The organism is Kutzneria sp. NPDC051319, assembly GCF_040682195.1.
Lineage (GTDB): Bacteria > Actinomycetota > Actinomycetes > Mycobacteriales > Pseudonocardiaceae > Kutzneria.
In genome coordinates, this window is sequence record NZ_JBFBAM010000040.1 from 22,869 (window position 1) to 47,723 (window position 24,855).

The window sequence follows — 24,855 nt, forward strand, 5'->3', positions numbered from 1 at the left end:
CCGTCGGAGCACGCCGTCATCTAGGAGGTCCGCACGTGAGCGAGCCCGTGAACACCGAGGGCACGCCGCCGAACACGCCGGCTCGGGACGCCCAACTGCTCGAGCGCACCGTGTTCGAGGTCAAGCGGGTGATCGTCGGCCAGGACCGGCTGGTCGAGCGCATGCTGGTCGGCCTGCTGGCCAAGGGCCACCTGCTGCTCGAAGGCGTGCCCGGCGTGGCCAAGACGCTCGCCGTGGAGACCTTCGCCAAGGTCGTCGGCGGCTCGTTCAGCCGGGTGCAGTTCACCCCGGACCTGGTGCCGGCCGACATCCTCGGCACCCGCATCTACCGCCAGAGCAGCGAGACCTTCGACGTCGAGCTGGGCCCGGTGGTGGCCAACTTCGTGCTGGCCGACGAGATCAACCGCGCGCCGGCCAAGGTGCAGTCGGCGATGCTGGAGGTGATGGCCGAGCGGCACGTGTCGATCGGCGGCCGGACCTTCCCCATGCCCGACCCGTTCCTGGTGTTGGCCACCCAGAACCCCATCGAGAACGAGGGCGTCTACCCGCTGCCGGAGGCCCAGCGCGACCGGTTCCTCTTCAAGATCGTCGTGGAGTATCCGACGGCCGAGGAGGAGCGGGAGATCGTCTACCGGATGGGCGTCGCCCCGCCGCAGCCGCAGCAGGTGCTCGGCACCGACGAGCTGGTCCGGCTGCAGGACGTCGCCGCCAAGGTTTTCGTGCACCACGCGCTGGTGGACTACGTGGTGCGGCTGGTGCTGGCCACGCGGTCGCCCGGCGACCACGGCCTGACCGACGTGGCCGGCTGGGTCGCGTACGGCGCCTCGCCGCGAGCAAGCCTCGGCATCGTGGCCGCCGCCCGTGCGCTGGCCCTCGTGCGCGGCCGTGACTACGTGCTGCCGCAGGACGTGGTGGACGTGGTGCCGGACGTGCTGCGGCACCGCCTCGTGCTGTCCTACGACGCCCTGGCCGACGGCGTGCCGCTGGACCACATCGTGGCCCGCGTCATGCAGACCGTGCCGCTGCCGCAGGTCTCCGCGCGCCCGCAGCCCGGCCAGCCGATGACCGGTCAGCCGCTGACCGGCCCGCAGGCCGCGCAGCAGCCGTTCCAGCCGCACCTCGGGCCGATGCAGCCGCCCGCGCCGGTCGGTAGGCCGTGAGCGAACCACGCCCTCGCTGGGCTCCTCCCGTGTTGCGTGAGGAGAAGCTGGAGTCGGCGTTGCGCACGTTGGAGATGGACGTGCGGCGCCGGTTGGACGGCCTGCTCCAGGGCAACCACCTGGGCCTGGTGCCCGGGCCCGGCACGGAGCCGGGTGAGGCGCGGCCGTACCAACCGGGCGACGACGTGCGCCGCATGGACTGGGCCGTCACGGCCCGGACCACGCAGCCGCACATCCGGGAGACGGTCGCCGACCGTGAGCTGGAGACGTGGCTGGCGGTCGACCTGTCGGCGAGCCTCGACTTCGGCACGGCGGCGTGCGAGAAGCGCGACCTGGCCGTCGCGGCCGTGGCGGCGTTCACGCACCTGACCGGCGGTGGCGGCAACCGCATCGGCGCTGTGCTGTCGACCGGGCAGGAGATGGTGCGACTGCCGGCTCGTGGCGGCCTCGCGCACTCCCGCAGCCTCGTCCGCCGCGTGGCGACGACGCCGCGGGCGCCCGAGGGCGTGCGTGGCGACTTGGTGGCCTTGCTGGAGCAGCTGCGCCGGCCGCCGCGTCGCCGTGGGCTGGCCGTGGTGATTTCCGACTTCCTCGGCGACATGGCGTGGCAACGGCCGCTGCGTGGGCTGTCCGCGCGGCACGACCTGGTCGCGGTCGAGATCGTCGATCCGCGTGACATCGACCTGCCCGAGGTCGGCCTGGTGACGTTGGTGGACCCGGAGAGCGGCCGGCAGCGCGAGGTGAACGCGTCGCCGTTGCTGCGCCGGCAGTTCGCCGCCGCCGCGGACGAGCACCGCGCGCAGGTCGCCGCCGGCCTGCGGCAGGCCAACTGCGCGCACCTGGTGCTGCGCACGGATTCCGACTGGATCGCCGACATGGTCCGGTTCGTGGTCGCTCGCAAGCGGCGCTGGTCCGGGGGAGCGGCTGGATGAGCTTGTCCGGGTTCGCGGACCCGTTGTGGCTGCTGCTCATCGGCGTGGTGGCGGTCCTGGCGGTCGGGTATCTCGTCACGCAGCGCCTGCGTCGCCGGGACACCAAGCGCTTCACCAATCTCGAGCTGCTGGAACGGGTCGCGCCCCGGCGTCCGGGCTGGCAGCGGCACATTCCGCCGGCCATGCTGGCCGTCGGCCTGATCCTGCTGAGCATCGCGCTGGCCGGTCCGACGGCCGAGTCGAAGGTGCCGCGCAACCGGGCCACGGTCATGCTCGTCGTCGACGTCTCGTTGTCCATGAACTCCAAGGACATCCCGCCTTCTCGGCTGGCCGCCGCGCAGCAGGCCGCGAAGTCGTTCGCCGACCAGCTGACGCCCGGCGTGAACCTGGGGCTGATCGAGTTCGCCGGCTCGGCCACCACGCTAGTGTCGCCGACGACCGACCGCACGCAGGTCAAGGCCGGCATCGACGCGTTGAAGCCGGCGGAGGGCACCGCCACCGGCGACGGCATCGCCGCCGCCGTGCAGGCGATCCAGTCGTTCGGCAAGCTGATCACCGGCGCCGACGGTCCGCCGCCGGCCCGCATCGTGCTGCTGTCGGACGGCCGGGAGAACAACCCCGCCGACCCGAACGCCGCGCGGGGCGCGTACACCCAGGCCAGGGCGGCGCGGCAGGCCCAGATGCCGATCTCCGGCATCTACTTCGGCACCAAGGGCGGCACCGCCGACGTGGAGGGGCAGGCCGAGGACGTGCCCGGCGACCAGCAGGCCATGCGGCAGATCGCCGAGCTGTCCGGCGGGCAGGCCTACGACGCCGAGAGCGCCGGGCAGCTGCAGAACGTCTACAGCTCGCTGGCCTCGCAGATCGGCTACGAGACCAAGACCGTCGACGCCAGCCAGCCGTGGCTCGCGCTGGGCACGTTGATCTCGCTGCTGTCGGTGGCCGCCTCGGTGCTGATCACTCAGCGGATCTCCTGATGATCCCGCCCGTTTAGGCCGTAGGGAGGCCGAAGGGCAGCCGGTTGCCACCAGGACGCCCAGAATGTGGATCTTGATCTTGCCTGGCGGCGTCCCCGCTCGCGATGATGCCCGGATGGGACGCGGCCTGTGGTGAGCTGGAGCCGTCCCGGCGGGCTGAGCGGCTACTCGATCCTGTGGGCCGGGCAGATCCTGTCGGTCAGCGCGGCCCGGATGGTCAACTTCGGTTTCGGCGTCTGGCTGTTCCTGCGGACGCACAGTGCGCTGGACCTGTCGCTGATGACCGGCGCCGCGTTCGTGGCGACCATGCTGTGCAGCCCGCTGGCCGGCGCCGCCGTCGACCGGCTGCCGCGGCGGCTGACCATCGCCGTCGGCGACGCGGGGACCGTCGTCGTGCTGGGCTCCCTGTTGGCGCTGTTCGCCTTCCACGGCGTGCAGGCGTGGGAGTTGTTCCTGGCCAACACCCTCATCGGTGTGCTGGTGGCGTTCGAGGTGCCGGCCTACTCGGCGACCATCTCGCTGATGGTGGCCAAGGAGGACCTGTCCCGGGCCAACGCGCTGCGAACGATTGCCGATTCGGTGCAGAACGTCGTCGCCCCCACCCTCGGCGCGATCGCCCTGCAGTGCCTGGGAATCGACGTCGTGGTGCTGATCGCCGTGCTGGCCGGGGCGGTGGCCGTCGGCACCGTGTTCCTGGTGCGCATCCCGCAGCCCGACCGCGCCGCCGCGTGCGCCACCGGCTGGTGGCATGGTGCACTGCTCGGATTCCGCTACATCACCGCGCGCCCCGGGCTGGTCGGCTTGCAGATGACGTTCTTCGTCGTGAGCATGCTGTCGGTGATGGGCTGGCAGGTGCTCACGCCGATGGTCCTGTTACGCAGCGGGAACGACGAGCTCGCCGCCGGCCTCGTCCAGACCGTCGGCGCCTTCGGCGGTGTGGTCGGCGGCGTGGTGATGCTGTTACGGCCGCCGCCCGTTCGTCCCGTTCGGTCCGTGCTTTTCGCGGTGCTGGCCTACTACTCGCTCGGGCGGATCATGCTCGGCATGGGCGACGGCATGTTCTGGTGGGCGGCCAGCTGGTTCTGCTCCTGGGTGTGCATGCCGTTCCTGCGCGGCAATCTCGACGCCATCTGGCAGGTGAAGGTCGACCCCGCCATGCAGGGCCGGGTCTTCGGCGCCCGCCAGGTCGTCGACAACCTCGCCCTGCCCCTGGCCCTGGCCGTCGTCGGCCCGCTGGCCGACAACGTCCTGGAGCCCGGCATGCGGCCCGGCGGCGCCCTGCTGGAGGTCTTCGGCTCCGTCGTGCCCGGCGGCCCCGGCGGCGGCATGGCCCTGGTCTTCTTCGGCACCGGCGTGCTCGGCGTCGTGGTGGGCCTGTGCGGGTTCTTCGTGAAAGTGGTGCGGGACGTGGACACCGACCTCCCCGACCACGACGCCCTGCCCGATCTGGTCACCAGCCACGCCTGAGCCTCCCTCGATAGGGGGACGCCGGTTGCCGGCCCACGCGGGCAGGGTCACGCTCCCAGGTGGGAGGCCCTGATGATGACGAGTGCCGAGAAGCGCGCCGCGGTCGGTGGATTCCTCTGGATCGTCGCGACGGTGCAGTACACCGTCGCGCAGTTCGTGGTGGCGGCCCACTGGCGCACCCCGTTCAGCTGGCGCGACAACTACGTCGGCGACCTCGGCAACACGGACTGCGGCGACTTCATGGCGACGTATGTCTGCTCGCCCAAGGCCGGCCTGATGAACGCGTCGTTCATCATTGCGGGCCTGCTGATCGTCGCGGGCGCGGGCCTGCTGCGTTCGCGGTGGCCGGACACGGGGCCGGCGACCGTGGGTGTGCTGCTGTGGATCCTGGTCGGCGCGGGCAAGCTGCTGCTCGGGGTCGCGCCGGAGAACGAGGACCTCTCGCTGCACATGATCGGCGGGTTCGGCCTGCCGGTGGCCAGCGTGGCGATTCTGGTGCTGTCACTGACGATTCGCGACACCAGGCTGGGCATGTTCGGCATCGTGGTCGCGGTCTTCGGGCTGCTCGGCACGGCCATGTCGATCTTCGCGCCGGAGCTGCTCGGCGTGGGCGGCGCCGAACGACTGGCCGGATATCCCGGTGACATCTGGCTTTTTGTCGTCGGCGGCGCCGCCCTGCTGCCTGGCCGCCGATCAGCCCAGGTGCTCGCGGAGGTGGCGTAGCTGCCGCTCGATGTGCCCGCGCGGCACGTCGTGCACGCCGAACGGGGACACCGTGATCTCCTTGAGCGCGGTGATCTCGTTGTACGCCGCGAAAACCGTGGACGGCGGGCAGACCGCGTCCATCAGGCCGGCGCTGAACAGCGTGGTGGCGGTGATCCGCCGGGCCAGCAGCGCGCAGTCCACGTAACGCAGGGTCTCCAGCACCGCCGGCACCAGATCCACGTGCTGCGCCAGGAAATCGCTGATCTCTGTGAAGGGAGCCTTCGGCGTGATCTTGATGGCCCGGTGGAAGTCGCACAGAAACGGGATGTCCGCGTGGCACACCCGCACCCGGTCCCCGCACAGCGCCGCGGCGGCGATGGCCAGCCCGCCGCCCTGGCTGCCCCCGCTGACCGCGATCCGCGACGGATCCACACCGTCCAGTTCGGACGCGACGTCGACCGCTCGCACGGCGTCCACGAAAAGCCGGCTGTAGTAGTACGTCTCCGGGCTGGAGATGCCCCGTGTCATCACGCCCGGGTACTCCGGTCCGGCGGGCGACCGCCCCGGGTCGCCGGTGGCGCCGATTGCCCACTTCGCGCCCTGACCACGGGTGTCCATCACCAGCACGGCGTATCCGGCGGCGGCCCACAGGGTGTGGTCGAGCGGCAGGCCGCGCCCGCCGCCGTACCCGATGTACCGCACCACGATCGGCAGCCGCTGCCCCTCCGTGCCGGCGGGCCGCAGGTACCAGCCCCGGATCCGGTCACCGCCGTCGCCGGAGAACTCCACGTCCCACACCGGCGTCGGCCCGTAGGCCGACTCCTCGTGCCGCACCAGGGAAACCGGCTCGGCCACGGCGCGGGCGGCGGCGATCCGGGCCGCCCACCACGCGTCCAGGCCGTCCGGCTCGGTGGCGGTCACCCTGTGCTCGGCCAGCTCCGACGGTTCCGAGAGGTCGAACAGGGGCATGTTTTCCTCCTACTGGCAACAGGTCAGGTCCTTCGGCGAGTATCGCAGGAGCACGACGTCGCCGACCTGGGTGCAGCCGAGGAGTTTCATCCGGGCGGCGGTGCCGCCGGGATAGTTGGCCGGGCCGAGGAACCGCGGCGCGTCGACCTGCCCGACCACCAGCGGCGCTATCGCCACGTGCAGCTCGTCGGCCAGGTTGAGCGCCACCAGCTGGGTGTGCACCGTGCCGCCGCCCTCGACCATGAGCCGGTCGACGCCGCGCTCGCCCAGCCGGGCCAGCACGGTGTGCCAGTCGAACACCGCGCCCGTGCTGACCACCTCGGCCCGCTCGCCGAGACGGTCCCGCACCTTCTCGGCGGCGGAGTCCACCGTGAACACGAGTTTCTCGCCGCCGCAGCCCCAGACCGCGAGGTCCGGATCGAGGTCGCCGGAGCCGGTGACGATGACCTTCATCGGATGCGCGGGCAGGCCCCGGGCCGCCCGCTGCGCCCGCCGCTGCTCCGAGTGCACGATCAGTCGCGGGTTGTCACGGCGAATCGTGTTGGCTCCCACCAGGACGGCGTCCACGTCGGCGCGGACCGCGTCGACCCGGTCGAAGTCCTCCGGGCAGGACAGCAGGAGGCGTTGGCATCCGGCGTCGTCGAGGTAGCCGTCGATGCTCACGGCCGCCGACAGCACGACATACGGCAGTTTCATGGGCCTCAACTCACGAGACTGGACAGCGTGATGGTGTGGCCGGTGTGGTCCACCTTGGCCCGCAGGTAGCGCAGGTTGTTCTCGGTGGCGAACACGCCGGTCGGCACGCGGCGGCGCACCGAGACGCCGAGCTTGCGCAGCTGCTCGGCCTTGTCCGGGTTGTTGGAGAGCAGGTCGATCTTGCGCACGCCCAGCGCGTCCAGCATCTGCGCGGCCACGGTGTAGTCGCGGCCGTCCTCGGGCAGGCCCAGCGCGGCGTTGGCGGCGTAGGTGTCCAGCCCGGTGTCCTGCAGCGCGTACGCGTCGAGCTTGTTGTAGAGGCCGATGCCGCGGCCCTCCTGGCGCAGGTAGAGCAGCACGCCGCCGGTGGCGGAGATGCGCTCGACGGCCTCGCGCAGCTGGGGACCGCAGTCGCAGCGGGCGGAGCCGAACACGTCACCGGTCAGGCACTCGGAGTGCGGGCGGACCAGGGGCGTGCCGGTGGTGATGTCGCCGAACACCATGGCCACGTGCTCGAGACCGTCGGCCAGGCCGTGGAAGGTGACCGCGTCGGCGGAGACGGAGAACCCGTCCGCGAAGCGAAGAGGGATCCGCACCCGGGTGCGGACGGTTGCTGCCTCAGCGCCGCTCGTCGACATGGTGGACTCCGATCTGCCAGTGGCCGCGCTACGACCGTCTTCCTGTTCAAATTTCAACAACATCGCGGCGGCCCGGATGGTTTCCCGGACAGATGTGACCTGCGTCGCATGTGCTGCGCCCTGGTGAAGCATCGCTGAGCCTAACTCCTCTCCTTCACCCCAAGACACGATCACCGCAGCCTCCTGGTTCATCCCATGTTCAGGGAATTCGCTTGCGCGAGCGCGGCCAGCACCAGGTCGACCGTGGTCTCGAAGGAGCTGCCACTCCGGTGTCCGGCCAGGTGGCGGGCGGTGGCGGCGATGTTCGCCACGGGTGTCCGGTGACAGTTGACGGTTGTTCTCGCACCACGCGTTTCTGTCCGCTTCCCGAACCGCGGGCGGTTGAGACCGCGCCGCCGCGTCCAGCGCGGAGTGGCCGAGCGTCATGTGGATGAACGCGTGGTAGTAACCGACGGCGTCGGTGTCGGCGAAGCCCGCGGAGCGCTGAGCCGACACGACCACTCGATGGCGCGGGCTTCGTTGGGTCGGCAGGTGACGCGGGCGCCGGCCAGCCGGGCGATCCGGGGATGCGCCAGATTCGTCCGGTAGATCCGTATCGCCAGCTCACGCAGGGTGGCTAGCCAGTCCGGCCCCGGCTCAAACCCGTCGATGGCCTGCCCGGTGACCGTCCATCACGGCGGAAGTGCCGGTAGAGCGCCGTCGCGTCGGCACCAAGCCACTACCGACGGCAAGCAGCCGCCATCAGTCACGGATCGCGAACAGCGGCTGGACTACTAGCGTTACCTCGGCGGACCGCTCGGAGATCTTCGATATCGCGCACCTGCGCCATCCCATCGCGGCGCCGGTCGCGCCCGACCGGTTGCGCGAGTTGGTTGGGTGGTTGAGCCCCGCCGTCGGCGCCCGCGCGGTCGACCTCGGCTGCGGTGAGGGCGAGTGGCTGCAGCAGGTGCTGCTGGACCATCCTGCGACGACAGGCGTCGGGATCGACCCCATGCTGCCGGCCTCGGCCGCCCGGCGCACCGGCGAGCGCGGGCTGACGGACCGGGTGCGATGGATCGAGACCGACGCCGCCACCTGGAACGACGGGCTCTTCGACGTGGTGCTCTGCGTCGGCGCCCGGCACGCCTTCGGCGGGTTGGCGGACATGCTGGTCGCCGTCCGGCAGCACCTGCGCCCCGGCGGTCAGGCGCTGATCGGCGAGATGATCTGGGAAGGGACCCCGTCGGCGGCGGCGCTGGCCGCGCTCGGGCTCCCGGCCGACTCCGTCCCCGACCTCGCCGGCCTGGTGCAGGCCTTCCACCGGCACGGCCTCGAGCCGTCCTTCGGGCATGTCAGCACACTGACCGAATGGGACGACTACGAGTTCAGCTGGACCGGCTCGCTCGTCGACTGGGCCGTGCGGTCGGCCCCGACCGTCGAGGACCGCAACCAGGCGCTCACCGCCGCCCGCGAGCACCGTGACACCTGGCTCGGCGGCTTGCGGCGGGAGCTCGGGTTCGCCACCTTCGTCTTGCACGACGTCGCACCGGTGCCGGTCTGAGCGGCCATCAGCTACTGATCACGAACTCCGGCTGGAGTGCTAAGAAGCCCGGTGGCGGGTTCCCTCCAGGCCGTGCCGGCCTTCGGATGTGTCCACTGTGGACCGACCTGGTCGGGAGACCGAACGGACCACAGTGGACATGGTGCACGCCAAGCTGCTGTCGTTCCCGTCGGAACTGTTGTGTGGCTGCGGGTCTTGGACCGGGCAGGGGTGGGTTTTCACTCGTGAGCGGCCCACAATGCCCCACATGGAGATCACCGAGGCAAGCCGCCGCCGCATCGTCGTGGTCCTGGTGCTGTCGGCCCTGATCACCGTCTCCTACATGCTGCTGTGGGTCTTCGCACGGGACGTGGTGGCCAGCGAGACCCGGCCCGGCTACGTCGAGTTCGAGAACTCCTTCCCGCTGGCCGACACCTGGCTGCTGGTCTGCCTGCTGGGCGCGATGTTCTCGCTGCTGGCCCGCCGCCCGAGTGCCCTGTTCTGGCTGCTGGCCGGCGGCGGGGCCGGCGTCTACCTGCTGTGCATCGATTCCCTGTACGACATCGAGAACGGCATCTGGTGGCTGCCCGGCGGGGCCGGAGTGCTGGAGCTGGGCATCAACCTGACGACCCTGGTCGTCAGCGTCGGCCTGCTCCGCTGGGCCTGGCGCCGGCGGTCCACGTTGTCGGCTTCATGAGCCGCCGCAACACTTCCTGTCCCCGGGCACCCCATCCGGGCTGGCCGCCGGGACGGCCCTGTTCCCACAGTTCGCCGATGTCCACGAGGAACAACGCCCTCCCGATGGCCCAGCCCTTGGCCCTCAGGACCGTGGCCTCGTCGGGCCGGTAGGCGTCGAAGAACCGGTCGGTGTCCGGCAGCAGCACCCAGGCCGAGGCCAGGTCGATCGCCGGGTCGCCGCCCGACAGCGAACCCCAGTCGATCACTCCCGACAGCACGCCGTCGCGCGCGACCACGTTGGCCGGGTGCAGATCGGCGTGCCGCCACACCGGCGGTCCGGCCCAGACCGGGGCGACCAGGGCCCGCTGGTAGTCGGCGCGGAGTTCCGCCGGCACCTTGGGATGCGGCGTCAGCGCCACCCGGTCGACGTCGATCGGCGCGTCGGTCGGGGCCGGTCGGTGCAGGGCCAGCAGGAACTCCGCCAGCCCTTCCGCCGCATCGGCGCTGAGGTCCGCCCGGTCGGCGGGCTCGCCGTGCACCCAGGCGTTGATCGTCCACGTCTTCGGGAAGCGCTCCGACGGCTCGCCCACGCGGACCGGCGCCGATACCGGCAGTGGCAACGTCGGGGCCAACTGCGGCAGCCAGCGGTGTTCCATGCGCAGCAGCTCCGACGCCCCCTCCTGGCGGGGCATGCGGACGGCCAGGTCGTCGCCCAGCCGCCACATCTGGTTGCCCCAGCCGCCGGGCACCGGCCGCAGCGGCAGGCCGGCCAGATCCGGGTGCTGGTCTCGGAGCAGGTCGCGCACGAAGGCTTCGTCCATGGCTCCAACCCTGCCCCACGCCCGGAATTCGTTGGCGGCCAGGTGGTTGGCGCGGGCACCATGCCTCGGGTGGGGACATGGGGGATCCGGGCTTACGACCCGCGTGACGAGGAACTCTGGCTGCGGTGCCGGGTGTTGAGCTTCCTGCACTCGTGTTACTACGACGACGTGCTGGTGGCCAAACCCCGCTACGACTGTCCGTCCGTCGAACTGGTCGCCGTGGACGGCGGGATCGTGGTGGGCGTGCTGGATGTCGCGGTGCGGAACGACCTCGCCACCGTCGAGACGATCGCCGTCCACCCCGATCACCAGGCCCAGGGCATCGCGACCGGCCTACTCGACCACGCGTTGACCCGGCTGCGAGAGCTCGGTGCCATAGACCTGGACGCCTGGACGCGTGAGGACAAATCCGCGCTGCGTTGGTACGCAGCCCACGGCTTCGCCGAGACTGAGTACTACATCCACGTTCACGCCACTGGCGACGAAGTCACCCAGACCATCGGGGGACTCGCCGTCGCGGGAGCGCTCCTGCACGCCGACGCGGCCGGCGAGGACGACCTGCGCGCCCAGTTCGACCGCGTGTACCGCTGCCGGCGGCTGATCCGCGCAGTAGTGCTTCAGGCGTAGTGCGGACGGAGGCCGGCCGCGAGGACGCGGTCGAGCATTCGGTCCGGCAGGAACCGGGCCAGGCGAGTGATCACGGCCGCGTCGCGACCGATGGTGTAGCGGGTGCGGGGTTTGCCGGCGGTCACGGCCTTGGCGATCACGCGCGCGGCTTCCGCTGCGGTGACGCCGTTTCCCGTGCCCGCGGCGGTCTGCGAGATGATCGCCCGGACCAGCCGCCCGTAGCGTCGCTGGTGGTCCGGCGACATGTCGGCGGCCAGCCGGCTCGTGGTGGCGATGCCCCGGTCGCCCATCTCCGTGCGGACCCCGCCGGGCTCGATCACCACCACCTGCACGCCCAGCGGTGCGAGTTCCCGGCGCAGCGCGTCGCTGACCGCCTCCAGTGCGAACTTCGCGCCGGCATAGGCGCCGTAGGTGGCCATGGCGATCCTGCCGCCGACCGAGCTGATGTTGACCACCCGGCCGCGGTGGCGCAGCAGGGCGGGCAGCAGGGCCTGGGTGACGGCGACGTGGCCGAACAGGTTGACCTCGAACGTCCGGCGCCACTCGTCCAGCGGCAGGGCCTCGACCGGCGCGTTGACGGAGATCGCGGCGTTGTTCACCAGTGCCCACGCCGAGTCGACGCGCGCGGCCAGGTCGGCGATGTGCTCGGGCCGGGTGATGTCGAGGATGACCGGCTCGATGCCGGGGGCGCGGAGCGCGTCGGCGTCCTGTTCGCGGCGGACGCCGGCCAGGACGTGGAATCCCCGGCGGGCCAGCTCGCGGGCGGACGCCGCCCCGATCCCGGTCGATGCCCCGGTCACGACCACTGTTTCAGATGACGTTGTCATCTTGACCACGGTAGGCATTTGAGATGACAGTGTCAACTGTATGCTGGTCGGCATGGCCACCCGCGCGGAATCCGCCGCCGTGACCCGGCGCGCACTCCTGGACGCCGCCGCCGACCTGCTCGACAGCGGCGGCACGGACGCGGTGACGTTGCGGGAGGTCGGGGCGCGCGCGGGCGTCACCCGCGGCGCGCCGTACCGGCACTTCCCCGACAAGGACAGCCTGCTGACGACCATCGCGGCGGAGGCGCTGGACCGGCTCGCCGATCAGGTGCGGGCCGTGCGCGCCGATCCCGGCGTGCCACCGGCCGACATGCTGCGCCGCGGGCTGGCCGCGCTGATGGCGATCGGCCGCGGCCAACCGCACCTGTACCGGCTGATGTTCACGTTGCCGGCCGGCGACCCGACCGCCGTCGACGCGGCGACTCGCGCCGCCGATCGCGCCCAGGACGAGTTCCTGGCCATCGTCACCGATCTCGTCGGCGCCCGGGACGCCGATCGCTTCGCGGCGCTGCTGCTGACCAGCGCGCACGGGATCACGGACATGGAAGCCGGCGGGCACCTGTCCGCCGACAAGTGGCATGTCACGGCCGAGGAACTCGTCTCGATGCTGGTGGCCATGGTCGAACGCAGTGGATCAGCGCAGGATCGCGGCCAGCATTAGCCCCCGGATCTCGGCGGCGATGTCGGCCACCGGCCACGGCGGCCGGTGCGCCTGCCACTCCCGCAGCAACCCGGTGATGGCGCCGACCAGGCCGATGGCGGTGAGCCGGTAGTCCCGCTCGGGGGCGACGCCGTGGGCGGCGGCGTGCCGGGCCTCGGCCTCGATGAAGTCGGCCCAGCGGGTGACCCACTGCTGGTGCTGCCGCTCCAGCTCCTCGCTGACGCCGACGGCCTCGACGTAGTTCAGCCGCGGCAGCCGGGGATCGGCGGTGACGCTGGCGACGAAGGCGTCCAGCAGCAGGGAGATCCGCGTGACGACGTCGTCGGATTCCAGGGTCTCCAGCGCGGCGCGGACCCGGTCCAGGGCGACGGAGTTGATCAGGTCGTGCAGGGTCAGCAGCACCTGCTCCTTGCCGGTGAACTCCTCGTAGAAGTTGCGGGTGGACACGCCGGCGTCGGCGCAGATCTGGACGATCTTGGTCTGCCGGTAGCCGACCGTGGTGAACAGCCCGAGGGCCGCCTCCAGCAGCCGCTGGCGACGTTCGGCCCGGCGCTGCTCGGAGGCCACTCCCGCGTAGGCGCGCTTGGCGATGGCCGACTCCTCACCCATGTGACAAAAACTGGTAATCGGGATTGCCAGATTACCCGAGACGGCCCTACCTTGTGAAAATCCTGATTACCACTTCAGCTCGGAGGCAACGATGCTTCGCCGAGTGCTCGTGCCGCTGCTGGCCCTGGCCCTGGTGACGGCTCCGGCCGTCGCCCAGGCCGATCCCCGCCCGCCGGCGCCCGCCCAGGACCCCTTCTACACACCGCCGACGCCCCTGCCGGGCGCGGCCGGCGACCTGATCCGCCAGCGCCGGGTCGACTGGTACCCGGAGCCGTTCCGCGTGTTCAAGGCCCCGGTCCAGACCTGGCTGGTGCTCTATCGCTCCACCTCCGCCACCGGCGCGGCCAACGCCGTGTCGGGCATGGTGCTGGTGCCGCCGATCCCGTGGACCGGCCCCGGTCCTCGCCCGGTCCTCGCGTACGCCATGGGCACGCAGGGGCTCGGCGACGACTGCGCGCCGTCGTATCACCTCCGAACCGGCACCGAGGTGGAGATCGCCTTCCTCGCGCAGGCGATGCTCAAGGGGTACGCCGTCGCGCTCACCGACTACGAAGGCCTTGGCACGCCAGGGACTCACACCTACGCCGTCGCCAATGCCGAGGGCCACGCCCTGCTCGACGTCGCCCGGGCCGCGAGCAAGGTCGACGGCGCCGGCCTCAGCGCCGATGCGCCGGTCGGCGTTTTCGGCTACTCCCAAGGAGGTCAGGCCGCCGCTGCGGCAGGGGAGTCGCAGCCGACCTACGCCCCGGACGTGCACGTCGTCGGCATCGCCGAGGGCGGCGTCCCGGCCGATCTCACCGAAGTGGCCGCCTACAACGACGGCAACGCCGGCTTCAGCCTCGTCGCCGGCGCGGCCGTGGGCTACGCGGCGGCGTATCCCGAGCTGCCGTTCGCCGATGCCCTGAACGCCAAGGGGCGCACGGTCGTGCAGAAGGTCGAGACCTCCTGCATAGTCGAACTCGCGCTCGCGGATCCCTTCGACCGCCTGGACAATCTCACCACGACGCCCGGGATGATCAAGGATCCGCGCTGGCAGGCCCGGCTCGCCGAGAACCGCCTCGGCGCGCACAGGCCGGCCGCGCCCGTGCTGCTCTACCACGGCACCCTCGACGAGCTGATTCCGTTCCAGGTGGGGGAGGAGCTCCGCGACCGCCTCTGCGCGCTCGGCGCTTCCGTGCAGTGGCAACCGGTTCCGCTCGCCGGGCACATCGTCGCGGTCAGCGTCTACGGCACCGCCGCCCTGAACTGGCTCGGGGACCGCTTCGCCGGCCGGGCCGCCACCCCGAACTGCTGATCGTGATAGGCAGGTCGGGTGGAACTGTTCACTCGCACCTGGGGTTCGCCCGACGCGCCGGCCATGGTCCTGCTGCACGGCGCGTCGGCCAACGGCGGCACCTGGTCGGAGTTCGCCGCGAGGTTCGCCGACCGCTGGCACGTCATCGCGCCGGACCAGCGTGGTCACGGCCGGAGTCCGCGCGCCGACGCCTACTCGTTCGACCTGTTCGCCGATGACCTGCACGGCCTGCTCGACCAGTTCGGTGTCGAGCGGGCCGTGCTCGTCGGGCACTCCATGGGCGGTGTCGCCGCCTACCGCTACGCCGAGAAGCGCCCGGAGCGGCTGGCCGCGATGGTGCTGGAGGAGGCCCCGCCGCCGGTTCCGCTGGGCCTGCGGCTGGCCCCGCGGCCCGAGGGGGAGCTGGACTACGACTGGGCGTTGCGGCCGCGGATCATCGCCGAGCTGAACGACCCCGATCCCGACTGGCCGCAGCGGCTGGCCGGCATCGCCACGCCGACGCTCGTCGTCGCGGGCGGCGAGCAAAGCCACCTCCCACAGGCCGCCATCGCCACCATGGCCGACCTGATGCCGGCCGCCACGCTCGTGACGATCGACGCCGGGCATCTCGTGCACCAGAGCAGGCCGGCCGAGTTCGCGGCCGTCGTCGAGCAGTTTCTGGCCGACACCAACAGGTGAATCACCGTGCCACGGTCGGCCGTCTGGCCTAGCGTCACGGCGGGTGAGGACGGTACGGATCGTCGCCGTGGGCGTGGTGATCGCGGTGCTCGCCGCGGGTGGCGTCATCGGCTTCCAGATCGACAGCAGCAATCGCCAGACCGACTACGTCGTCGGCAGCGACGACGCCAACCGGGTCGAGCTCGACGTGACGCTGCAACGGGTCGACGTCACCGGCCGCGAGCTGGACCTGCGGATCATCCCGGTCATGCACGGCAACCTGGCCGACGGCTTCGACGCCGTGCCGGTGCGGGACATCGAGGTCGACACCAGCTCGCTGACCAGCGGCACGCTGCGGTTCAAGGCCCATGACCGGGTGTCGTTGCAGGACGTGCGGATCGGCGTCGACGACGGCCTGGTGTCCTCCTACCCGTTCGACAGCTACTCCGCCGCGATCGGCTTCTACGTCACGGCCGGCGACCAGAACGTGCCGGTGTCGCTGCGGTTTCGGGGCTACGACGCGCTGTTCACGGCGGCGGCGACCGACGCCGAGTGGCGTGCCGGCGTGCTGAAGGCCAACGTGGTGGCCGGCCGAACGTTCAGCTCCCTGGTGCTGGCCTGGTTCCTGATGATCGCCATGTGGGCGCTCGCGCTGTCGGTGCTGGGCGCGGCGCTGACCATCGTGTCCAAGGGGATGGGGCTGGTGTGGCCGGCGATGGGCTGGATGGCCGCCACCCTGTTCGCCCTGGTCGGCTTCCGCAACGCCGCCCCCGGCTCGCCGCCGATCGGCGGGCTGATCGACTACGGCGCCTTCTTCTGGGCCGAGCTGCTGACCTCTGCCGCCCTGGTTTACGTGACTGTGCACGGCATCCGGCGGGCGCGCCTAGCGTGAGCGCCGCTCCAGCAAAGGGCTGATCCGGTAGCCGACCAGCTCCCGCATCACCAGCGCCGTGCTGGTCCGCTCCACCCCGGGGATGGCCAGCATCAGGCCGGCGATGCGGTACAGGTCGTCGCCGTCCTGGGCGACGACGTGCACGAACAGGTCGGGCTGGCCGCTGATGCCGTGCACCTGGAGCACCTCCGGCACGTCGGCCAGCGCGTCGGCGACCTCGTCGAGGCGTTGCTGCGTCACGACCATCATCACGAACGCCGTCAGCGGATAGCCCAGCGCGCGGGGCGGAATGCGGTGTTCGAACGTGTCCAGCACGCCCGGCTGCTCCAGCCGCAGCAGCCGCGCCTGCACGGTGTTGCGGGACAGCCCGGTCTGCTCGGCCAGCGCCACGGCGGTGGCCCGCGGCTGCTCGGCCAGCGCTTGCAGCAGGCGGAGGTCGGTCTGGTCGAAGCGGTCGTCGTTGCGCACTCTGCTCGCTTTCGCCGGTCTGATGCTCGGTCGGATTGTGCGATCTGCTCAATCCAGCGTACTCGCATTGTGCGTAGTGAGTGTCGGTGTTGTCATTTCAGGACGTTGTGCACGCATGGAGGTGGCGAGATGACCAGGCCGAGCCCGGCCGCGCTGGCGGTGCTGACCGAGATTGAGCGGCGGGTGCTGTGGCTGTCCACGGCCGTCATCCACCACGCGAACCTGGTGCGCCCCAACACCTCCGGCCTCAAGGTCGGCGGGCACCAGGCGTCCAGCGCCTCGATGGTGTCGATCATGACGTCGCTGTGGTTCCGGCACCTGCGGCCGCAGGACCGGGTCTCGGTCAAGCCGCACGCCTCGCCCGTGCTGCACGCGATCAACTACCTGCTGGGGGAGCTCGACGAGTCGTATCTGACGACCCTGCGCGCCTTCGGCGGCCTGCAGAGCTACCCGAGCCGCTCCAAGGACCCCGATCCCGTCGACTACTCGACCGGATCGGTGGGAATCGGGGCCACCGCACCGATCTGGGGTGCGATCGCCCGTCGCTACGTCGGCGCGGGCAGTGGCCGCCAGTACTCGCTGCTGGGCGACGCCGAGCTGGACGAGGGTGCGGTCTGGGAGGCGGTGCTCGACCCGTCGGTGGCCGAACTCGGTGAGATCGTGTGGATAGTCGACCTGAACCGGCAGTCGCTGGACCGGGTCGTGCCGCAGATCGCCGCCGACCGGCTGCACGCCATGTTCGCCGGGGCCGGCTGGCAGGTGATCACCCTCAAGTACGGGCGGCTGCTGGAGGAATTGTTCACCCGACCGGGTGGCCCGGCGCTACGCGAGCGTATCGACACCATGCCCAATCCCGAGTACCAGCGACTGCTCCGCTGCGACGCGGCGCAGCTTCGGAATCGTTTGCCCGCAGGGGATCCGGCCATCGCCGAGCTGGTGTCCGATGTGGACGACGACACCCTGGTGGCGGCCGTCCGCAATCTCGGCGGCCACGATCTGGCCGCGCTGGACGGGGCCTTCGAGCAGATCGAGGACAGCCGGCCGACGGTGATCTTGGCGTACACTGTGAAGGGCAACGGGTTGCCCACGCAAGGGCACCCGCAGAACCACTCATCACTGCTGACCACCGAGCAGCTGGCCGAGCTGGCGCGACGTCTTGGGAGGGACGTCGACGACCCCTGGCAGGCGTTCCCGGTCGGCTCCGATGCGGCCGTCCTGTGCGAGGACACGGCGAACCGCCTGCGGCGCAAGAGCGTCGCGACCGCGCAACCGCCATCGATCCCGCTCGACCTCGGCCGGGTTCAGCAGGGCACGACCACGACTCAAGCAGCGCTCGGCCGAACGCTGCTCGATCTCACCCGCCGCGCGCCGGACGCGGCCCGGCGGGTGGTCACGGTCAGCCCCGACGTCAGTTCCAGCACCAATCTCGGCGGCTGGGTGAACAAGGTCGGCGTGTGGTCGCCCGACGAGCGCGTCGACTGGTTCGCCGACGACGCCGACACGATCCTGCACTGGAGGGAAAGCCCTGGGGGACAACACATCGAACTCGGCATCGCCGAGACCAACCTGGTCGGGCTGATCGGGGAGCTGGGCGCGACCTGGAGTCGCTGGGGCGAGCCGCTGCTGCCGATCGGCGTGCTCTACGACCCGTTCGTCTCGCGCGCCCTGGAACCGTGGTCGTTCGGCATCTACGCCGGCGGACAGTCGATTCTGGTCGGCACGCCGTCCGGGGTCACGCTGGCGCCGGAAGGCGGCGCGCACCAGTCCATCACGACGCCGTCCATCGGACTGGAGCAGCCCGGCTGCGTCACCTACGAGCCGGCGTTCGCCATCGACGTCGAGTGGACGCTGCTGGCCAGCCTGGCCCGGCTGGGCAAGCCGGACGGGACCTCGGCCTACCTACGGCTGTCGACCCGACCGGTCGACCAGTCGCTGGCCGACGTGCCCACGGATCCGGCCGCGCGCGAGCGTCGCCGTCGCCAGGTCGTGGCGGGCGCGTACTCCTTGCGCCGCAAGGAGAACCCGGCCATCACCATCGCCGCGATGGGCGCCGTCGTGCCCGAGGCGCTCCAGGCCGCCGAGCGGCTCGACCAGGTGGGCATCGAGGCCGACGTCGTCTGCGTGACCAGCCCCGGCCTGCTGTTCCAGGCCCAGCAGGCGAGGCAGGGTCTCGCCGACGGCCCGTCCTGGATCCTGGACCAGGTGTTGCGGCCGACGCCGCTGGTGACCGTGCTGGACGGTCATCCGCACACGCTCGCCTTCCTGGCCACCGTGAACCGGGTGGCGTCGATCTCGCTCGGCGTCACGCGGTTCGGCCAGGCCGGCTCGCTGGAGGACGTCTACCGCTACCACGGTCTCGATGCCGACAGCATCGTGCGCGCGGCCCTGGACCTCAGGTGACCGACCTCAGCTGAGCTCGACGTAGCGCTTGTCGAACGCGACGTAGCCGGCGAACTCGTGGCCGACGCGCTCGGCCGCGCCGTCGTACGGCTGCGGGTAGCTCCAGCCGGCGTCGTTCTGCCCGGCCACGGTGTGGTACTGAGCCGGGCCCTTCCACGGGCAGGTGTACGGGGTCGGGCTGTCGGCGAACTCACCGTCCACCAGGGACGACGGCGGGAAGTACCAGTTGCCCTCGATGGAGACCAGCTCTGACTCGGGGGCCTCGGCCACGACACGGCCGTTCACGGTTGCCTTCATGTCTTGGCCAACGGCCGGCGCCTCCCCGATAATTCCGTCGTGTGACCGAAAGGGCACCGATACGCTCGATCCGGTGACCTTGCCCCGGCGACTACTGGTCGACGCCTCCCCGCTCCGCCGGTCATCGGCCTTCCGCCGGTACTGGATCGGTTCTGTCCTCTCGGCCGTCGGCACCCAGATGACCCTGTTCGCCGTCACCTACCAGGTCTTCACCCTCACCAACAGCTCGCTGGCGGTCGGCGGCATCGGCCTGTGCGCCGCCGTGCCGGCCATCGCCTTCGGCATGCTCGGCGGCAGCATCGGCGACGCCGCCGACCGGCGCAAGATCGTGCTGTACAGCAGCCTCGGGCTCGCGGCGGTGTCGGCGTTGTTCGCCGTGCAGTCCCTTCTCGAGCTGCGGCAGCTGTGGCTGCTGTACGTGCTGGCCGTCGTCGAGGCGTTGATCGTGTCGGTCAACGTGCCGGCCCGCCGCACGTTCACGCCCCGCCTGCTGCCGGCCGAACTGCTGCCGGCCGGGGCCGCGCTGAACCTGATGACCATGCACCTGAGCAACACGGTCGGCCCACTGCTGGCCGGGCTGGTCGCGGCGGCCGGCGGTCTCAACGCGTGCTATGTGATCGACGTGATCAGCTTCGGGGCCGCGCTCTACGGCGTGTTCCGGCTGCCGCCGATGCCGCCCGAGGGCACCCTGGCCAAACCCGGCATCAAGTCGGTCATGGACGCCGTCGGCTTCATCCGGGGATCCTCGGTGCTGACCGGCGCGGTGCTGGCCGACCTGTTCGCGATGGCCCTCGGCATGCCGTTCGCCGTGTTCCCGGCGATCAACGCGGCCTTGTTCGGCGGCGGCCCGCAGACCCTGGGCCTGCTCAACGCCGCGCCCGCGATCGGCGGCGTGCTCGGCTCGGCACTGTCCGGACCGGTCGGGCACGTGTCCCGGCAGGGCCGCGCCATGCTGTTGGCGGGCATCGGCTGGGCGGTCACGCTCGTCGGCTTCGGGCTGTCGACCGCGCTGTGGCTGTCGGTCGGGCTGCTCGTGGCCGGGGGAGCGTTCGACGTGATCAGCGTGGTGTTCCGGACGACCATTCTCCAGGCCGCGACCCCCGACCGGTACCGCAGCCGCGTCAGCGCCGCCGAGTACGTCGCCGGCTTCGGCGGCTCCCAGCTGGGCAACTTCCGGGCCGGCGCGGTCGCCAGTCTCAGCACCCCGGGCCTGTCCGCCGTGATCGGCGGTCTGTCCACCATCGCCGCCTCGGTCCTGTTGTGGCGGCGGCTGCCCGGCTTCGCCGCCTACGGCGTCCCATTGTCCAATGACTGAGCCGCCCCGATTCGGCCCGGGGGCGTCGTTTCAGGCAACAACACCGTGTCAATTGTCCCGAGCAGGTTTGAAACCCTCGCGTGCGCGCCGGGTGAGCGTCCGCGCCGGCAGCGTGACCTGGGGATCGGACTGTGACCATGCCAGACTTTCACGCCTCTTACCGGTTGCGGACCGACCACTTTGGCGGTAGATCTCTAAACCTGCTCGTAACCCGCCGGCCACATGTGCGCGAACGTTTCGGCAACGCACGCGACATCGGGGAGAATTCCATGACAGCAGCCAGCTCCGCCGGCACGGCGACACCCAGGCTGAGCCTCGTTCCCGCCCGAATGGACCGGTTGCCCTGGACCAGGTTCCACTGGTCGATCGTGATCGGCCTGGGCGTGTCGTGGATCCTGGACGGCCTCGAGATCCAGATCGTGTCCGCCGCCGGGTTCGAGAAGACCCTCGGCATGACGCCGGCCGAGGTCGGCGCCACCGCCACCATCTACCTGGTCGGCCAGGTCGTCGGCGCGCTCTACTTCGGGCGGCTCACCGACAAGATCGGCCGAAAACGACTGTTCATCCTGACGCTGGCGATCTACCTGGTGGCCAGCGGCATCGCCGGCTTCTCGTTCAGCGTGTGGTTCCTGTGGATCTTCCGGTTCATCGCCGGCCTCGGCATCGGCGGCGAGTACACCGCGATCAACTCGGCCATCGACGAGCTCATCCCGTCCCGCTACCGCGGCCGCGTCGACATCGCCGTGAACGGCACCTACTGGGCCGGCGCGATGATCGGCGCCACCGCCAACCTGTTCCTGCTCGACCCCAACATCTTCCCGGAGAGCTGGGGCTGGCGGATCGGCTTCTTCATCGGCCCGGTGCTCGGCCTGATCATCATCTACCTGCGCCGGCACATCCCGGAGAGCCCGCGGTGGCTGATGACGCACGGCCGGCTGGAGGAGGCCGAGCGCACCGTCGACGAGATCGAGGCCGGCGTGCGGCGCGAGGGGGTGACCCTGACCGAGGTGCCGCCGGAGAAGGCCATGTCCATCGTGGAGGCGCCGCGGCTGGGCTTCCGCACCGTGACGGGCATCTTCCTGAAGAAGTACCCGAAGCGGTCCTTCCTCGGCTTCTCGATGATGGTCACGCAGTCGTTCCTGTACAACGCCATCTTCTTCACGTATTCGTTGGTGCTGCAGAACTTCTACCACATCAGCGCCAGCGGGGTGTCGGTCTACTTCTTCCCGTTCGCGGTGGGCAACCTGCTCGGCCCGCTCATCCTGGGGCCGTTCTTCGACACCGTCGGACGGCGCAAGATGATCCTCGGCACCTACGGCTTCGCCGGCGTCGTGCTGGCCGTCTCGGCGGCGCTGTTCCAGGCCGGCTCGTTGAACGCCACCACCCACACGATCTTCTGGTGCGTGTCGTTCTTCTTCGCCTCCGCCGGCGCTTCCTCGGCCTACCTGACGGTCAGCGAGATCTTCCCGCTGGAGCTGCGGGGGCAGGCGATCTCCTACTTCTTCGCCATCTCCCAGGCCGCCGGAGCCATCGCGCCGTTCGTGTTCAGCTCGCTGATCGGCAACGGCCTCGACCGTGGACCGCTCACCATCGGCTACTACTTCGGCGCCGCCATCATGATCCTCGGCGGCCTGATCGCCTGGTTCGTCGGCGTCAACGCCGAGGGACAGTCCCTTGAGGACGTGGCCGAACCGTTGTCCAAGGCGCCCATGGCCGAGGCCAGTTAGTATCCGCGACGACGAGGAGGTAGCTGTGGCTGATTTCATCGTCGTGGGCGTCAGTGTCCGCAGTGGATCGCCCACCGCCCTGCGCTGGGCCGCCGACGAGGCTCGCCGTCGCCGGTGCGGCCTGGTCGCCGTCCGCGCCTGGCGGGCCCCTCGCCCGCCGAGCGCCCCCGGCGGTCACCCGCCGGCCGTCTCCCGTGACGTCCCCGGCGCCTTCGCCGCCGCCGAGGAGAAGCTCTCCGCCGATGTCGCCGAGGCCTTGGGCCCCGACGCCAAGGTCGAGTGCCGCGTCATCAAGGGCACCCCCGTCTCCGTGCTCCTGAAGGAGTCCGAGGGCGCCCTCATGCTGGTGCTCGATGCCCCTCGCAGCACCGACCTCAAGGCCAACACCCTGTTGGCCCACCGGTTGATGTACCACGTCGGCTGCCCCGTCGTGGTCATGCCGCCCGCCCTCACCCTGCCCGGCCCCGGCCGGGCCGCGCGCATCGGCAAGGAGGTCGGCACCCGCATCGCCAAGGCCGCCGCCTCCGCCGGCCGTCCCGGCATCCGCATGCCCCGCCAGTCCAACTGACCCTCGCTGCCACCGAGCACCGCCGACCCTCGGGTCGGCGGTGCTCTTCTTCTGCCCGCCACCAGCCCTTGCCTCGTGCTGCCGCCGGGCAATCCCCTTGCCCTCGGCCAGGCGCGCCACCAGCGCTACTTTCTTCCGACACCGGCTGCTTCTTCCGTCGGCCCGGCCGGGTTCCGCCGCTCGACCACGTCGGCCGCCTTCGCCGTTCGCCCCGTGATCGTGATCGCCGCGCCGATCATCACGATGCCCGCCCACTGCCCGGCCGTCAGCTGCTCGTGCAGCGCCACCGCCGCGATCACCGCCGCGGCCGCCGGCTCCAGCAGCGTGATCGTCACCGCCGCGGCCGCCCCGATGTGCCTGATGCCGCGGGCGAACAGCCAGTACGACATGCCCGTCGTCACCACGCCCAGGTACGCCACCCCGCAAATCCCTTGCGGCGTCAGCAGATTCCCTGTCGCCGTCACCGCGATCACCGGCGCCATGAGCAGCGCCCCCAAGGCCAGGATCCCCGTCAGCGCCGTCGCGTCGTCGTGCCGTGCCGTCAGCGCCTGGATGGACACCGCCTGCCCGCTGAAGAACGCCGCCGCCAGCACCGACAATCCCAGCCCCGCCAAGGAAAACGTCGTCCCCGCCCCATTGGCGAAGGCCAGCAGGCACAGCCCGCCCACCGCCGTCGCCGTCCCCACGCTCCAGCCCGCACCCGGCCTCCGGCGGTTCCTCACGGCCGTCCACAGCCCCGTGAACACCGGCGACAACCCGATCCCCACTGCCGTGCTCACCGCCACCCCCGCGCTGCCGATCGCCCCGAAATAGGCCACTTGGAAGCCCGCGATCCCCACCGCCCCACCGGCCAGCGGCCCCAGATCCGCCCGCGTCCACCTGCTCCGGAGCGGCCGGCCTTTGGCCACGGCGAAGAGCACCAGAGCGCCGATCGCCAGGCGGATGCCGCCGGCCGCGACGCGGTCGCCTGGCCCGATCAGCGCGGCGACCGGTCCGAGCGTGCCCCACAACAGCGCGCCCGCGGCGGCGCTGGCCACGGCCCTTCGGGTGCTCGTCACCCGGCGAAGGTAATACGGTATGACTGTCATACGCAACGGTCTGACCGCTATACTCACGCGGTGTGACGGCGCTTCAGACGACCAGTACCCGGGACGCCTTGGTCGCCGAGGTACGCAGGCTGATCCTCGGCGGGGAGCTCTCGCCCGGCGAGAGCCTCACCGAGACCATGCTGGCCTCGCGGTTCGGCGTCGCCCGGCCGACCATCCGCTCCGCGCTCCAGGAGCTCGTCGCCCGCAACCTCGCGCAGCGGGCGACCGGCCGGTCGCTGATCGTCCCCGTGCTCACCGAGGCCGACATCCAGGACCTGTTCCTCATCCGCACCCCCCTCGAACTCGAGGCCGTCCGCGTCATCGTCGAGTCCGGCGTCTCCCTGTCCCGCCCCGAGCGCATCCTGGCCGAGATGGACTCCCTGTCTCCCGACGTCAGCTGGGCCGATCGCGTCGAGATCCACACCGAGTTCCACATCGCCCTCGTCGAACTGGCCGGCAGCCCCCGCCTCAACCGCATCTACCCGGCCCTCCAGGAGGAGATGCAGCTCTGCCTCGCCCAGCTGCACAACTTCTATCCCGGCGGCACCAACCTCGCCGCCGAGCACCGCCGCCTGCTCGCCGCCATCGCCACCGGTGACGTCGCCGTCGCCCAGGCCGAGATGCGCGAACACCTCTCCGCCGCCGTCCGCCACCTCGCCGCCCGCTGACTGCCGCCGCTGTCCGCCGACACGCCCGCCCTCCTTCCGACTGGCCGTTGCCAGTACCCGGCAATACGCCGCCTGCCGCCGCCTGCTACCACTCGGCAACACGCCGTCCGCCACCTCGCCGCCGCTGGCCGGCGCCACTACCCGGCAACCCGCTCGCCCTCCTTCCCCTTCGATAAATCATTTGCCCGGGCGTCG

27 protein-coding genes are annotated in these 24,855 nt (G+C 71.0%); 17 read left to right on the forward strand and 10 right to left on the reverse strand.

Going from position 1 to position 24,855, the window contains the following annotated elements; all coding sequences use genetic code 11:
- The first annotated feature begins 35 nt into the window (after positions 1-35).
- From AB0M73_RS31125 to AB0M73_RS31145, 5 genes are all read left to right on the forward strand, one after another.
- Positions 36-1,160 carry a MoxR family ATPase gene (locus AB0M73_RS31125; RefSeq protein WP_363897938.1) on the forward strand — a complete coding sequence of 375 codons (1,125 nt, stop codon included), beginning with the start codon at positions 36-38 and terminating at the stop codon, positions 1,158-1,160.
- A complete protein-coding gene (locus tag AB0M73_RS31130) occupies positions 1,157-2,092 on the forward strand; it encodes a DUF58 domain-containing protein (protein ID WP_363897941.1) in 936 nt (311 codons plus the stop codon). The genes AB0M73_RS31125 and AB0M73_RS31130 overlap by 4 nt, the downstream gene beginning before the upstream one ends.
- Positions 2,089-3,069, forward strand: a complete 981-nt coding sequence (locus AB0M73_RS31135; protein WP_363897943.1) for a VWA domain-containing protein — start codon at positions 2,089-2,091, stop codon at positions 3,067-3,069. Before AB0M73_RS31130 ends, AB0M73_RS31135 begins: the two co-directional genes overlap by 4 nt.
- 132 nt (positions 3,070-3,201) lie before the next feature.
- Entirely contained in the window at positions 3,202-4,536 is a 1,335-nt protein-coding gene (locus AB0M73_RS31140) for an MFS transporter (RefSeq protein ID WP_363897946.1), read from the forward strand.
- A 72-nt stretch (positions 4,537-4,608) separates the two neighbouring features.
- Positions 4,609-5,259, forward strand: coding sequence for a DUF998 domain-containing protein (locus AB0M73_RS31145; RefSeq protein ID WP_363897949.1), 651 nt, complete (start codon positions 4,609-4,611; stop codon positions 5,257-5,259).
- Here the strand turns inward: AB0M73_RS31145 and AB0M73_RS31150 are convergent.
- The 4 genes from AB0M73_RS31150 to AB0M73_RS31165 form a co-directional block, all read right to left on the reverse strand.
- The gene (locus tag AB0M73_RS31150) at positions 5,230-6,210 is read right to left on the reverse strand and encodes an acetylxylan esterase (protein ID WP_363897953.1); all 981 of its coding nucleotides are present in this window, start codon (positions 6,208-6,210) and stop codon (positions 5,230-5,232) included. The genes AB0M73_RS31145 and AB0M73_RS31150 overlap by 30 nt on opposite strands.
- 9 nt (positions 6,211-6,219) lie before the next feature.
- The gene (locus AB0M73_RS31155; protein ID WP_043716353.1) at positions 6,220-6,906 is read right to left on the reverse strand and encodes a dihydrofolate reductase family protein; all 687 of its coding nucleotides are present in this window, start codon (positions 6,904-6,906) and stop codon (positions 6,220-6,222) included.
- A gap of 5 nt (positions 6,907-6,911) precedes the next feature.
- Positions 6,912-7,544 carry a GTP cyclohydrolase II gene (ribA, locus tag AB0M73_RS31160; protein WP_363897957.1) on the reverse strand — a complete coding sequence of 211 codons (633 nt, stop codon included), beginning with the start codon at positions 7,542-7,544 and terminating at the stop codon, positions 6,912-6,914.
- A 188-nt stretch (positions 7,545-7,732) separates the two neighbouring features.
- Positions 7,733-7,855: a hypothetical protein gene (locus AB0M73_RS31165; RefSeq protein WP_363897959.1), complete on the reverse strand. Its 123-nt coding sequence runs from the start codon at positions 7,853-7,855 to the stop codon at positions 7,733-7,735.
- Positions 7,856-8,226: 371 nt separating this feature from the next.
- On the opposite strand from AB0M73_RS31165, the gene AB0M73_RS31170 reads away from it, so the two are divergent.
- A complete protein-coding gene (locus AB0M73_RS31170; RefSeq protein ID WP_363897961.1) occupies positions 8,227-9,084 on the forward strand; it encodes a class I SAM-dependent methyltransferase in 858 nt (285 codons plus the stop codon).
- A 247-nt stretch (positions 9,085-9,331) separates the two neighbouring features.
- Positions 9,332-9,760 (forward strand): hypothetical protein, encoded by a 429-nt coding sequence (locus AB0M73_RS31175; RefSeq protein ID WP_363897963.1) that lies wholly within the window; start codon positions 9,332-9,334, stop codon positions 9,758-9,760.
- Here the strand turns inward: AB0M73_RS31175 and AB0M73_RS31180 are convergent.
- On the reverse strand, positions 9,702-10,562 hold the full coding sequence (locus AB0M73_RS31180; RefSeq protein ID WP_363897966.1) for an aminoglycoside phosphotransferase family protein: 861 nt from the start codon (positions 10,560-10,562) through the stop codon (positions 9,702-9,704). The two genes, AB0M73_RS31175 and AB0M73_RS31180, sit on opposite strands and share 59 nt — an antisense overlap.
- 69 nt (positions 10,563-10,631) lie before the next feature.
- On the opposite strand from AB0M73_RS31180, the gene AB0M73_RS31185 reads away from it, so the two are divergent.
- Positions 10,632-11,189, forward strand: a complete 558-nt coding sequence (locus AB0M73_RS31185; RefSeq protein ID WP_363897969.1) for a GNAT family N-acetyltransferase — start codon at positions 10,632-10,634, stop codon at positions 11,187-11,189.
- On the opposite strand, the gene AB0M73_RS31190 is transcribed toward AB0M73_RS31185, so the two are convergent.
- On the reverse strand, positions 11,180-12,016 hold the full coding sequence (locus tag AB0M73_RS31190) for an SDR family oxidoreductase (RefSeq protein WP_363897972.1): 837 nt from the start codon (positions 12,014-12,016) through the stop codon (positions 11,180-11,182). The two genes, AB0M73_RS31185 and AB0M73_RS31190, sit on opposite strands and share 10 nt — an antisense overlap.
- 52 nt (positions 12,017-12,068) lie before the next feature.
- Here AB0M73_RS31190 and AB0M73_RS31195 point away from each other — a divergent pair, with 52 nt between their 5' ends.
- Positions 12,069-12,677 (forward strand): TetR/AcrR family transcriptional regulator, encoded by a 609-nt coding sequence (locus tag AB0M73_RS31195; RefSeq protein WP_363897975.1) that lies wholly within the window; start codon positions 12,069-12,071, stop codon positions 12,675-12,677.
- On the opposite strand, the gene AB0M73_RS31200 is transcribed toward AB0M73_RS31195, so the two are convergent.
- Positions 12,651-13,286, reverse strand: coding sequence for a TetR/AcrR family transcriptional regulator (locus tag AB0M73_RS31200; protein WP_363897978.1), 636 nt, complete (start codon positions 13,284-13,286; stop codon positions 12,651-12,653). The two genes, AB0M73_RS31195 and AB0M73_RS31200, sit on opposite strands and share 27 nt — an antisense overlap.
- 91 nt (positions 13,287-13,377) lie before the next feature.
- On the opposite strand from AB0M73_RS31200, the gene AB0M73_RS31205 reads away from it, so the two are divergent.
- Genes AB0M73_RS31205 through AB0M73_RS31215 form a run of 3 tightly spaced genes read left to right on the forward strand, consistent with a single transcriptional unit; the run spans position 13,378 to position 16,129 of the window.
- Positions 13,378-14,580: a lipase family protein gene (locus AB0M73_RS31205; protein ID WP_363897981.1), complete on the forward strand. Its 1,203-nt coding sequence runs from the start codon at positions 13,378-13,380 to the stop codon at positions 14,578-14,580.
- Positions 14,581-14,598: 18 nt separating this feature from the next.
- Complete coding sequence (locus tag AB0M73_RS31210) at positions 14,599-15,258, forward strand: alpha/beta fold hydrolase (protein WP_363897984.1); 660 nt, start codon at positions 14,599-14,601, stop codon at positions 15,256-15,258.
- Positions 15,259-15,301: 43 nt separating this feature from the next.
- Entirely contained in the window at positions 15,302-16,129 is an 828-nt protein-coding gene (locus tag AB0M73_RS31215) for a DUF4436 family protein (protein ID WP_363897987.1), read from the forward strand.
- Here the strand turns inward: AB0M73_RS31215 and AB0M73_RS31220 are convergent.
- On the reverse strand, positions 16,121-16,597 hold the full coding sequence (locus AB0M73_RS31220) for an Lrp/AsnC family transcriptional regulator (protein ID WP_043716340.1): 477 nt from the start codon (positions 16,595-16,597) through the stop codon (positions 16,121-16,123). The two genes, AB0M73_RS31215 and AB0M73_RS31220, sit on opposite strands and share 9 nt — an antisense overlap.
- Positions 16,598-16,726: 129 nt before the next feature.
- Between AB0M73_RS31220 and AB0M73_RS31225 the strand changes: the two genes are divergently transcribed.
- Positions 16,727-18,997, forward strand: coding sequence for a pyruvate dehydrogenase (locus AB0M73_RS31225; protein WP_363897991.1), 2,271 nt, complete (start codon positions 16,727-16,729; stop codon positions 18,995-18,997).
- Positions 18,998-19,003: 6 nt separating this feature from the next.
- On the opposite strand, the gene AB0M73_RS31230 is transcribed toward AB0M73_RS31225, so the two are convergent.
- Positions 19,004-19,282, reverse strand: a complete 279-nt coding sequence (locus tag AB0M73_RS31230; RefSeq protein WP_363897994.1) for a DUF427 domain-containing protein — start codon at positions 19,280-19,282, stop codon at positions 19,004-19,006.
- A gap of 85 nt (positions 19,283-19,367) precedes the next feature.
- Between AB0M73_RS31230 and AB0M73_RS31235 the strand changes: the two genes are divergently transcribed.
- The 3 genes from AB0M73_RS31235 to AB0M73_RS31245 all read left to right on the forward strand — a co-directional run bounded on the left by AB0M73_RS31235 (position 19,368) and on the right by AB0M73_RS31245 (position 22,904).
- A complete protein-coding gene (locus AB0M73_RS31235) occupies positions 19,368-20,609 on the forward strand; it encodes an MFS transporter (RefSeq protein WP_363897997.1) in 1,242 nt (413 codons plus the stop codon).
- Between the two features lie 269 nt (positions 20,610-20,878).
- The gene (locus AB0M73_RS31240; protein WP_363898000.1) at positions 20,879-22,336 is read left to right on the forward strand and encodes an MFS transporter; all 1,458 of its coding nucleotides are present in this window, start codon (positions 20,879-20,881) and stop codon (positions 22,334-22,336) included.
- Positions 22,337-22,361: 25 nt separating this feature from the next.
- A complete protein-coding gene (locus AB0M73_RS31245; RefSeq protein ID WP_363898003.1) occupies positions 22,362-22,904 on the forward strand; it encodes a universal stress protein in 543 nt (180 codons plus the stop codon).
- Between the two features lie 125 nt (positions 22,905-23,029).
- On the opposite strand, the gene AB0M73_RS31250 is transcribed toward AB0M73_RS31245, so the two are convergent.
- A complete protein-coding gene (locus tag AB0M73_RS31250; protein WP_363898006.1) occupies positions 23,030-23,962 on the reverse strand; it encodes an EamA family transporter in 933 nt (310 codons plus the stop codon).
- A 62-nt stretch (positions 23,963-24,024) separates the two neighbouring features.
- Between AB0M73_RS31250 and AB0M73_RS31255 the strand changes: the two genes are divergently transcribed.
- Positions 24,025-24,660: a GntR family transcriptional regulator gene (locus AB0M73_RS31255; RefSeq protein ID WP_363898009.1), complete on the forward strand. Its 636-nt coding sequence runs from the start codon at positions 24,025-24,027 to the stop codon at positions 24,658-24,660.
- Positions 24,661-24,855: the final 195 nt, after the last annotated feature.